Annotated in this window: 9 protein-coding genes and 1 tRNA gene; 6 read left to right on the top strand and 4 right to left on the bottom strand. The window is 37.3% G+C overall.

Annotated features, from left to right (window positions below):
• Positions 1-31: 31 nt before the first annotated feature.
• Positions 32-679 carry a hypothetical protein gene (locus QZU45_RS09185; RefSeq protein WP_295354458.1) on the top strand — a complete coding sequence of 216 codons (648 nt, stop codon included), beginning with the start codon at positions 32-34 and terminating at the stop codon, positions 677-679.
• Between the two features lie 60 nt (positions 680-739).
• A complete protein-coding gene (locus QZU45_RS09180; protein ID WP_295354456.1) occupies positions 740-1,135 on the top strand; it encodes a hypothetical protein in 396 nt (131 codons plus the stop codon).
• A gap of 410 nt (positions 1,136-1,545) precedes the next feature.
• On the opposite strand, the gene QZU45_RS09175 is transcribed toward QZU45_RS09180, so the two are convergent.
• Positions 1,546-1,623, bottom strand: a tRNA-Val gene (locus tag QZU45_RS09175).
• Between the two features lie 220 nt (positions 1,624-1,843).
• Here QZU45_RS09175 and thrS point away from each other — a divergent pair.
• The 4 genes from thrS (at position 1,844) to rplT (ending at position 5,069) form a co-directional block, all read left to right on the top strand.
• Positions 1,844-3,814: a threonine--tRNA ligase gene (thrS, locus tag QZU45_RS09170; protein ID WP_295354453.1), complete on the top strand. Its 1,971-nt coding sequence runs from the start codon at positions 1,844-1,846 to the stop codon at positions 3,812-3,814.
• 94 nt (positions 3,815-3,908) lie between these two features.
• Positions 3,909-4,406, top strand: coding sequence for a translation initiation factor IF-3 (gene infC, locus QZU45_RS09165; protein WP_366925490.1), 498 nt, complete (start codon positions 3,909-3,911; stop codon positions 4,404-4,406).
• A 73-nt stretch (positions 4,407-4,479) separates the two neighbouring features.
• Positions 4,480-4,692, top strand: a complete 213-nt coding sequence (rpmI, locus tag QZU45_RS09160; RefSeq protein ID WP_295354450.1) for a 50S ribosomal protein L35 — start codon at positions 4,480-4,482, stop codon at positions 4,690-4,692.
• A 17-nt stretch (positions 4,693-4,709) separates the two neighbouring features.
• On the top strand, positions 4,710-5,069 hold the full coding sequence (gene rplT / locus QZU45_RS09155) for a 50S ribosomal protein L20 (protein ID WP_074837842.1): 360 nt from the start codon (positions 4,710-4,712) through the stop codon (positions 5,067-5,069).
• 274 nt (positions 5,070-5,343) lie between these two features.
• On the opposite strand, the gene QZU45_RS09150 is transcribed toward rplT, so the two are convergent.
• The 3 genes from QZU45_RS09150 to QZU45_RS09140 form a co-directional block, all read right to left on the bottom strand.
• Complete coding sequence (locus QZU45_RS09150; protein WP_295354447.1) at positions 5,344-6,792, bottom strand: hypothetical protein; 1,449 nt, start codon at positions 6,790-6,792, stop codon at positions 5,344-5,346.
• Positions 6,793-6,813: 21 nt separating this feature from the next.
• The gene (locus QZU45_RS09145; protein ID WP_295354444.1) at positions 6,814-7,395 is read right to left on the bottom strand and encodes a hypothetical protein; all 582 of its coding nucleotides are present in this window, start codon (positions 7,393-7,395) and stop codon (positions 6,814-6,816) included.
• 486 nt (positions 7,396-7,881) lie between these two features.
• The coding region (locus QZU45_RS09140) for a hypothetical protein (RefSeq protein ID WP_295354441.1) at positions 7,882-10,457 on the bottom strand (2,576 nt) is incomplete at its 5' end.

The following is a 10,457-nucleotide window of genomic DNA, read 5'->3' as shown; positions in this document are numbered from 1 at the left end:
TAATTAAATTCTAGTTTATATGGAGAGAATTATGGCTTTATCAAATAGTGAAAAACAAGAACGTTTTAGAAAAAAGGAAGATTTAAAAAAATTTGCAAATGAAATTTTTAAAAATTGGCAATTAACAATGTATAGAGACTCAATTTCTACCCCTCCACTTCAGATTAGAGAAAGGTTGGACAGAATTATAGAATTACCTTCTGGATGGACTGATGAAGATTATAAAAGCGCATTAGAAAGATTAAACAGATTCAGTATTGAATCGTTCATTGATGACCCAAAGGCTCTCGATAAAGATGTTGAAACTGCAAGAGATTCTATAGATCCATTTTTTACTAGTAATAATCCAACACAGTGGAAAAATGATAATAATCTGGCAAAAATTAATATGAAAAAACTTTCAAATCATATATTTTCCGCTATGGAGCTAATCGGAGGAAAGTATTCTGATTTTGCCGCAGCAATTATAGATGTAGAAAGAAAATTAGGATATAGACTGATAAATGAAAAAAAAGTCCCTAAATCTAATGCAACGTCGTTATGTTTATTACTATTGTCAGATCATATTGAAAGACCGGAATGGTTCGTAGATGAATTATCAACTATATTAAAAGAGAGATTAGGAGAAAGACTTTCTTGTGCACTTGGCAAGAAACTTATAAGTACTGATAACAAGTGAAATAAGAGAGCATAGTTTTGTTATCGACTATTGCTAAAATCTGCAAGAAGAGAGTCCTTTATGAAAGAAGTAATCATTTTTATAAGTGGAATGTTTCTAATGTTTCTGATTTATCAGGCATTAGATCAGCGAGAGCATAGAGAAGAGGAAGAAAATTATAGTATCACCAAACTGTCTGAAGGAACGGAAGAAACTTGTGTGACAAAAAAAGATCTGAGGATATTTCAGGTTTTATCTCCTGAATATGCTTTAGCAGATTTCCAAGAAAAAGATAATAGGGGACTTATGATGGATACAACTGTTCTTCTTGTAAATCTCGAAGAACATCCAACTCCTCATTATGATAATGAAAATGTAAAAATTCCAAAAGGCAAATGTGCCAAGAGAATAGGCACACTCAAATATAAAACCAAAATGGGGGAGTTTAAAACTGTTCCAGCAGTTACCATTAAATAGTACTTATCTGATTAAGAGTTACGGTGTCCTCTAAATTTTCTTGATGAAATTATATTTTTAGAGGACGTTAATTCACTATGAATATTCTATTGTATATTCACATTCATCCTCTGAATCCCCATCAAGGACAAAGCTTTAAAGAACTCATCAAATGGCTTTTTCTTATTTCCTTATTCATTTTTGAGTCATTCTGTGACTCCATGTATGTTTTGTCCATCTAATAGAACGGCCTTTCGCTGTATTTGATGTGTAGTCGTAAGTGTCCGATAAAAGGAAATTGACGAATTCGACAATTGTTTTATATCGGCATGTTACGGGTACTACTGAAAAATCTGTTGTTTATTATGGTAATTGAAAGGAGATAAGTTGAAATGGAATAAAAAAAGCAACCAACAGGTTGCCTTCTTAGATGGTGCGTCGTAGTGGACTCGAACCACCGACCCCCACCATGTCAAGGTGATGCTCTAACCAAGCTGAGCTAACGACGCAAAAAGTGTTCACATTATAGCAATAAATTCAAACTAATCAAGTAGTTCGTTAATAATATTTTTTAAATGCGATATAAATCGAAAATAAGAGTATAATCTCTCACTGTTCGTTGCTCTATGCAAGGCCTTGTCGAGTGGTGCAAGGATAGTCATAGGGGACAATTTCTTTCTTTAATTATATGGAGCCTAGAGATGCAGGGTATGCATCGAGGTTTAGAAAATGCCAAAAATTACACTTCCTAACGGCGATATCAAAGAGTTTGATAAGCCAATCTCAATTTACGAATTAGCATCAAGTATCGGCCCTGGTTTAGCACGTAACTGTGTTGCAGGAAAGATTGACGGTGAGTTACATGATGCATGTGATTTAATTGAAAATGACGCTACTGTTTCAATTATTACTCCAAAGGATAAAGAGGGTATTGAAATCATTCGTCATTCATGCGCACACCTTTTAGGTCACGCCATCAAACAGCTGTGGCCTAACACTCAGATGGCAATTGGTCCTGTTATTGACAACGGTTTCTACTATGATGTTGATATTGACCATAAGCTGACTGCTGAGGATCTTGAAGCTTTAGATGCAAGAATGCACGAGCTTGCAAAGACAGATTATCAGGTTATCAAGGAAGTTGTAGACTGGCAGAAAGCCTATGATACCTTTGAGTCTCGTAATGAGCCATATAAGAAACTGATTCTTGAAGAGAATATAGACAAGTCAGATAAGTCTATTGGTTTATATCATCACAATGAATATATTGATATGTGCCGTGGTCCTCATGTTCCTCACATGGGATTCTGTCAGCACTTCAAGTTAACACACTTTGCAGGTGCTTACTGGCGTGGTGATTCCAAGAACAAGATGCTGCAGCGTATCTACGGCTGTGCATTTGCTTCAAAAGATGAATTAAAGCTATACATTCAGCGACGTGAAGAGGCTGCAAAGCGTGACCATCGTGTATTAGGCAAGAAACTTGATCTGTTCCACTTCCAGCAGGAAGCTCCTGGTTTGGTATTCTGGCACAATGATGGCTGGACTATCTACCGTATTGTTGAAAACTTCATGAGAGAGATGCTGCATAAGTATCAGTACATTGAAGTTAATACCCCACAGATTATGGATCGTGTTCTGTGGGAGCGTTCTGGTCACTGGGATAAATATGCAGAGAACATGTTTACCACCAAGTCAGAGAACAGAGATTACGCAATTAAGCCAATGAACTGCCCAGGTGCAATTCAGATCTTTAATTCACGTACACGTTCTTATCGTGATCTTCCAATCAGAATGGCTGAGTTTGGTAAGGATCACCGTAATGAGCCTTCAGGATCTTTACATGGTCTACTGCGTGTAAGAGGTTTTGAACAGGATGATGCTCATATATTCTGTACAGACAGTCAGATTCTTGATGTAGTTTCAGACTGTATTCGTATGGTATACGAAGTATATGATGTATTTAATTTCCACAATGTTGATATTAAGCTGTCAACTCGTCCAGAGAAACGTATCGGTTCTGATGAGATCTGGGATCGCGCAGAAAACGATCTGATTAAGGCATTGGAAGCAAATCACCTTGAGTATGAATTACAGCCTGGTGAAGGTGCATTCTATGGCCCTAAGATTGAGTTCACTCTGCATGATTCTCTAGACAGAGCATGGCAGTGCGGTACTGTTCAGCTTGATTTCTCTTTGCCAGCAAGACTAGGAGCTGCATATATCGGTGAGGATAATCAGGAACACGTACCTGTTATGATTCACAGAGCTATGCTTGGTTCTCTAGAGCGTTTCATCGGTATTCTAACAGAGGAATACGCTGGTTCATTCCCAACCTGGCTATCCCCATGTCAGGCTGTTGTAATGTCAATTACAGATGATCAGGCTGATTACGCAAAAGAGGTTGTAAGAAAGCTGGATGAGGCTGGTTTAAGAGCTAAGTCTGATTTACGTAATGATAAGATTGGCTTTAAGATCCGTGAACATACCCTAATGCATGTTCCTTACCTTGTAGTCTGCGGTGCAAGAGAAGCAGAGCAGGGGAAAGTTGCTGTACGTACCAGAAAAGGTGCAGATTTAGGTTCTATGTCAATAGAGGACTTGATCAATCTTGTAAAATCAGATATCATACAGCGCAAAAATATGCCTGATGCAGATGTAGAGATTGAAAAATCTAGAAAAGCTGCTCAAGCTGATTAAGAAATTCGTTTCTTAGTCATGGTCTTAAACTTATTTAGGAGTACTTGCTATAAACAACAACAGAAAAACCGGTAAGACTTTACAGAAGAACCGGATTAACAGTGACATTAGATGTCGTGAAGTGCGTGTTTTAGATGCTGACAATGAGCTGTTAGGTGTTATGCCTACAGCCGATGCATTGAAGATGGCTCAGGAAAAGGGTATTGATCTTGTTGAGATTAGTCCTAATGCTGAACCTCCTGTGTGCAAACTCATCGAGTATGGCAAGTATCTTTATCAGAAGAGTAAAGATCAGAAGAGTAAGAAACAAAAGGTTGTTCAGGTTAAGGAAATTAAATTCCGTCCTGGAACAGATGAAGCGGATTATCAGGTTAAACTACGCAACCTAATTCGCTTCCTAGAAGAGGGCAATAAGGCTAAGGTAACTCTGCTCTATCGCGGTCGCGAAATGGCTCATCAGTCCTTAGGTTTAGATGTTCTCAAACGTGTAGAGAAAGATCTATGCGAAGACAGAGGCATTGCTAGTGTAGAGTCTGCATCACGAGTTGAAGGCAGACAGGCTACTATGGTTTTAGCCCCTAAAAAGAAATAGTTACAGGGTTACAAAGTCCTAGTAATAGGCTCCTGTATCGTGTTTATATATATGCAATAATGCGGAGTATACAATGGCTGGAAAAGTCAAGGTCAAGATGAAGACCGATAGAGGCGTTGCAAAGCGCTTCAAGAAGACTGGTAGTGGTCACTACAAGTGCCGTCACCAGAACTTACGTCATATCCTAACTAAGAAAACCTCAAAGCGTAAGCGTCAGCTACGCGACATGGTTTGTGTAAAGACTTGTAACCTACGCGCAATTGCACGTCAGTTACCATACGCATAAGTTGGAGGATTTGACAAATGGCTAGAGTAAAACGTGGTGTTACCGCACATGCTCGTCACAAGAAGGTTTTAAAGGCTGCTAAGGGTTATTACGGTGCAAGAAGCCGTACTTACCGTGTTGCTGTTCAGGCTGTAACCAAGGCTGGTCAGTATGCATATCGCGATCGTCGTCAGAAGAAGCGCCAGTTCCGTGCTCTTTGGATCGTTCGTATCAATGCTGCTGCTCGTCAGCACGATCTAAGCTACAGCCAGTTAATCAATGGCTTAAAGAAGGCTAACATTGAAATTGATCGTAAGGTTCTTTCAGATCTTGCAATCAATGACAAAGCTGCTTTCCAGGCTATTGCTGAGCAGGCTAAAGCTGCTTTAAATGCATAAGCTTATAGCTTCTGTATAAAATCTTAATACTTAGGTTAGTTTCTAGCTTAAGTTAAATAAAGCGCCCTTCGGGGCGTTTTTTGATCCTGTCTTGTTTTCAGATAACAAATCAGCCACAATACACAAGGGCGTGTCCTTCTTAAGTATTGTTGGTTTTTATCTTAAGAGAAAACGCCCTTTTTTGATTAATTAGAAGATATTCACTAGAAGTTTTTTAGATAACCTCCGTTTATCGGAAAAAACTCATTTTCCGCAGTATATAGAACTTTTTCTTTTACTTCATTTTTAAAACATCTACATCTGTTTCCAGTGCTAACTTTAAAATGTTTAACTGGTTAATTGAATAATAAAAGAAGTTTTTCACGACAAATGCACTATTTCCGTCTATTTCTTTTTGACCTCCAGCTATCCATGATTCTTGATCCTGTTTCAAATAATCAATCTCATCATTGATCATTGATAATAACCCCTTAATGGATTCAGGATCAGTCAAATCTTTTAGAAGTTGTTCTGCATGTACCCTTTCCTCGCTCCCTGGATTTGTATTTTTAGCTTCTGATTCAAGTTTCTTAATTAATAAATTTAGACCACCTCTAAGAATATAAACATCTTCTGCCAGTTCAAGAGGTGAATGAATTCCAGGATTTGTTTCACTATGATCACCGTCTGAGGTATAAGAATCCTTGAATATCTCTACAAAATTAATTGCTACATCTCTAAAACAGTTAGCATCATATTTTACTATTCCAGGATTTGGATGAGCATTAATATCATGAATATTATTCAACAAATCTTTTAAGGCCTGTTTTGAGTCTTGTACTGCATTATTTAGTTTAGTTAATAGCGGGTTACCCTTCATATTAAAAACTTTAGAAAGGCGCTCTGCTACATCAGACATCTTATCAGCATCAGTCTTTACCTTAGGAGGATTCTCTTCTTTCTGATAATTACCTTCACCATTTTTTATATTTTTATCTGACTGGACATTATTCTCTTCTTTTTTCAGGATAACTTCTTTTTCATTGGAGGCACCGCCATTCAATGATTTTAAGTCACTAACATCATTGTCACCATCATTATGCTTAGTAATATTTTTAATGTTAGAGTCAACTGGATTTTCGTTTTTGCCTACGTTTTCGTTCTTAGCAAAATCCTTGCTGAAAATCTCTTTAGTGTCTGTCAGTTCGTTATCATCTGCTTTTTCAATTCCATCAAAATCCGCATCGGCTTCATTTTTTGCATCAGCTTTCACCTCAGGATGAATACTTTCGAAACCTGAATGAGCTTTAAGCATTTCAAAAATATTATTATTAGTCTTCCCAAATTGATTAATTTCAGTATTATCCTTAGGTGCAGCTGCATTATTTGCTTTCTGACCTTGAATAAAAGCCTCAGCATTACTTCTGTGCCCTGAATGACTAAATAAACGACCTATAAAAGAATTACCGATAGAATTTGCAACCTTGGTTAAAATACCTGTAGTAGAATAGGCAACAGCCCCTACAGCACTCAATATTCCTTTTCCAATTGAATTTAAAACTTTACTGATAGTACTTGATGGGTTTCTATCTGTATGTAATTTTTCAAAATTTTCCTGAGTGGTTAGCATTTCTTGTAAGGAATTGCTTTTCTCATCAAGGAGAACACTACTACCGAGTTTCCCAATATCATTGATTTTAGGAATATCGCCATCATTTGTATTTATTTTTATTAAATCTGACATTTGGCAGTCTCCATAAAAAACTTATTGATTACAAATTGAAATTAAATTATCGAACTGTTCTTGCATAGTTCTCTGCTCAAGATCATAAGGATCACAGATGTTCTTTCCTTCTTCTAGAATCTCTAAAGCATTTATCTTATCGTTGAGTTTAAGATAACAAAAACCTATACATAAGAATGGAAGCGGTTCTGCTCCTTTGGTTACAAGTGTAAGCATTTTGTAACATTCAACCGCTTCCTCATATTGATTTAAACCTTCAAAGCACTTTCCAAGTCCACCCCAATATTTTGGTTCACCTGGATTGACAAGACAAAGATTTAATAAAAGCTCTTTAGCCCCATCAAAGTCATGTTCTTCGAGTTTCTCTTTTGTCGCTTGATATGAGGCATCAATATAATCATCAGTTAGATTATAAATATCCTTAAGCACCTTTCCTTTTGCTAGCTCATTTTCAATTTCATCCCAGCTTTTACCACCAGGAGCGACATTAAAAATCTCCTTGAGATAAACGATGGTTATATTTGCTAAATCAGGCAAAAGAGTTTGAATTTCAGTCTCATTGTTTTCTTCAACATCAGAATGAGAGAAAAAAGGTCCACTCATTAAAAACTCCCTAAGTTCACTTAAATGTAACTGACCTAAACTGTTAAAACGACTTATAAAATAAGGCTTCCGCAATTCATAACTAAGTATAGTGTATTATTTAATTTATGAAGCTACATTTTTAAAACAATGTTTATAAATGTGATATATATTGTATTCTTCAGATTGGTCTGATCCTCTTACAAATGAAATTGCTTTCTTCAATAGTCTACATTCCATGTCATCTTTAGTAAGTTGGACTGGTGGGGAGCGTCTTACATATTTTGAGGATCACCAAACTGTTGTCATTTCGGGGCGACACAATCTCTGCGAAGTATTTTTAAAAGTTACGTTTTTTTTTTATTCCTTTTTTCAAAAAAAAGCTCCGTGCTATAGTCGGAGCTCTTAAATGCAGTCGTCATATTCCTCATTTTTCCAGACAAAAACAGGAAAGAGGAATAGCTATCTGGCCTTTTCAGGCCAGGATAGAAAATATAAGAATATTGTCTAGATAACAGTACCAGGATGCTCCTTCAGGTAATTACTGATTTTTTCCTGAGAGGCAAAGGTTATTCTGCCATCTTTGCAGTTAACTATTCCATCAGGAGATACCTCAAGCACCATATTGAAGGTGAAGAAAGCTGTACCAGGCTTTTCCTTGATGTTAACCTGAACATTACCGTTATCCAGCTTTTTTATTGAATAATCTAACGCGGTATGTTCATTGCCACAAGATACACGATTGTAATACAGAGGCAGTAGTTTTAGTAAGTCCAGCACTGCCTGACATGTACACCAGCCAACACTTCCAAGTTGCTTATTTGGAATATTTCCAAGTCCGGCTTTGATCTGCTCGGCCATATTCTTCATATAATGCTGCCTGGAGGTCTGATCTTTATTTCCTGAATTCATACACTCCTTCTGTGAAAACACCTTCTTCTCCCCAGAAGTAGTCTCTACAGATATCTTGATGAGATCATCTGATGTTACACCCTGAGAATTAATTCCTCTTTCAAAATCAAGACCAAAACCAAATATTTGGGAACCATTTTCATAGGTAAGTCCACCTGTAGCTTCTACAGGGAAAAATCCCTTGGTTCCTTTCTGGTCTTTTAATTCAAAAACAATATCTTCCTTATCTGCCTTAGAGAACTTAGAAATAAAGCCATCTATTGAATATCCCTGATCAATTATCAGCGGCAGAACATAATCAGGAACATATTCATCTCTTCCAAGCAGCTGTCCTATAGCTCTAATTTCATCATGGAGAGTAAGAGTCAACTTCTCAATAAGGTTATCCATGGTTAATCCTTCAGGAGCCTGTCCGCCATGAAGCACAGTCCATAATTGCTGTGCAGTTGGATTACCGCCAGTTATATCTAGTAAGTCAGAAATTTCCTTGACCTTAGAACCTGCAAGGCACATAAACTCCTTAGGAGTCCAAACAGCATCCTCAATTTCTCCGTCTTCATTTGTGTGTTTGTATACGAAAGCCTGGACATCATCATAAGCTCCAAGGTTAGTAATATCGTTTTTCTTTTTTTGTGGATTCTTATTTTCAACATACTCCCTAAGATTTTCAACAGGAACCTTAAGTTTGAAAATAAAATTCCTTACGGCCTCCCTTTTTTCATCAGGGAGGTCAATTTTTGTGCCTAGCTGTGCCTGATCAAATGCTCTAAATGCATATGGAAATGCTAGTCCTAAATAACCGTCGAGCAGATTTTGGTAGGTAAGATCATAAGCATGACGCACAACATTTGGATTAAAGACCGGACCAGGATTCTGAATCTTAAGATCAGCGGCCAGCTTATCTGATAATTTATTGATGTTATTCAACAGAAGACTTATTCCATCATTCTCATTCTTTCTTGCTTCAAGACTTCCGGCATAAGTCAGTTTGCGATTCTCTTTTTCTTTCTTGTCTAGGGTATTGAAAATTTCAAACATCATTTTTGCTGATGAAGATTGCAGACAGTCGAAAATATTCTTTCTTTGTTCAGGAGTACATAGTCCGATAATTGCATCAAAAACAAAACTGATAACTTCATCTTTGTTATACCCTTCTGCAGCCATTGTGGCATTCAGCATAAATTTAGCCAGGTTACTCAGGTCGGTTACCATATTAGGTTTGTCCTGCGAGGAATTGTTTTTGAATGTTTTAATATATGAATCGATAGATGCAGAGCCACTTGCATGCATTATTGTGGTGACAACTGCGATATCTGCACACCTGGTGGCTTTCATGACTTTGAGAATAAGATCTTTTTGAGTCATATCATACTGAGGATTTTTCATAACAGCCTGATGCGCAATGAAGATTTCAGCGTCTGTAGCTTGACGTGGAATTAACTTTCCCTCTTGCAGTGCATTGTTTTTTACCTCATTATTGATTTGACCAACTTTTATTGAGGCAGGATCAACACGTTTGTCCTCAGATAAACCGGCAGTCATCTCTTTGCAGAAGGATAAGGTAACCTCAGCAAGGCTGGATAACTCTCCTTTTAAATCAGCATTGAGAGAGGTATCTTTCTGGCAGATATTATTCATCTCAGCCCCCAGAGTAAGAAGAATCTTCTGGCCATTCGTTGAGAGAACCTTCTGCTTTACGTCCTCAGAAAGTGAATTTAACAGAGTTTTTACAGCAGTATTAAGAACTTCTGATGAGTCTGAATCGTTCTTGATTTCAGGCGATTTTAACTTTGCCTGAATTAACTTCATCTGTTCAAGAATCTTTGTTCCATCTGGATTATCTGAAGACAGTTCCTGTAAAATGGCATCTGTATAATTTCCTACGCTGTAAGTAGCGGATATCAGGGAGTCTTGAACTTCAATACCGCTTAACTTGCGCAGAGTATCAAGATTGGCTGATGCGTATTCCTTGAGTTTACCCGTAATTGTTGCGTTGAAGTCTAAGCTTTGGGCATAATTCTTGGATAGTTCTGCTTTGTAATCCTGCTGTGAAAGTAGGGCCTTAAAGGCGTTTAGAGAAATCCCGTTTTCAGAGCAGAATCCTGTTAGTTCTGCATTTGAAGATAGACCTTCCTTAAAGCTTTCAATCATATAATCCCTGATAAAGTTCA

The sequence above is a fragment of the uncultured Succinivibrio sp. genome, from assembly GCF_902756765.1.
Taxonomy (GTDB): domain Bacteria; phylum Pseudomonadota; class Gammaproteobacteria; order Enterobacterales; family Succinivibrionaceae; genus Succinivibrio.
This window is presented reverse-complemented; position numbering and strand designations above follow the sequence as displayed.

Excerpts from the sequence above, each read along its gene's own strand:
- QZU45_RS09185 (WP_295354458.1), top strand. The coding sequence starts at position 32 with ATGGCTTTATCAAATAGTGAAAAACAAGAACGTTTTAGAAAAAAGGAA.
- QZU45_RS09180 (WP_295354456.1), top strand. The coding sequence starts at position 740 with ATGAAAGAAGTAATCATTTTTATAAGTGGAATGTTTCTAATGTTTCTG.
- thrS (WP_295354453.1), top strand. The coding sequence starts at position 1,844 with ATGCCAAAAATTACACTTCCTAACGGCGATATCAAAGAGTTTGATAAG.
- rpmI (WP_295354450.1), top strand. The coding sequence starts at position 4,480 with ATGGCTGGAAAAGTCAAGGTCAAGATGAAGACCGATAGAGGCGTTGCA.
- rplT (WP_074837842.1), top strand. The coding sequence starts at position 4,710 with ATGGCTAGAGTAAAACGTGGTGTTACCGCACATGCTCGTCACAAGAAG.
- QZU45_RS09150 (WP_295354447.1), bottom strand. The coding sequence starts at position 6,792 with ATGTCAGATTTAATAAAAATAAATACAAATGATGGCGATATTCCTAAA.
- QZU45_RS09145 (WP_295354444.1), bottom strand. The coding sequence starts at position 7,395 with ATGAGTGGACCTTTTTTCTCTCATTCTGATGTTGAAGAAAACAATGAG.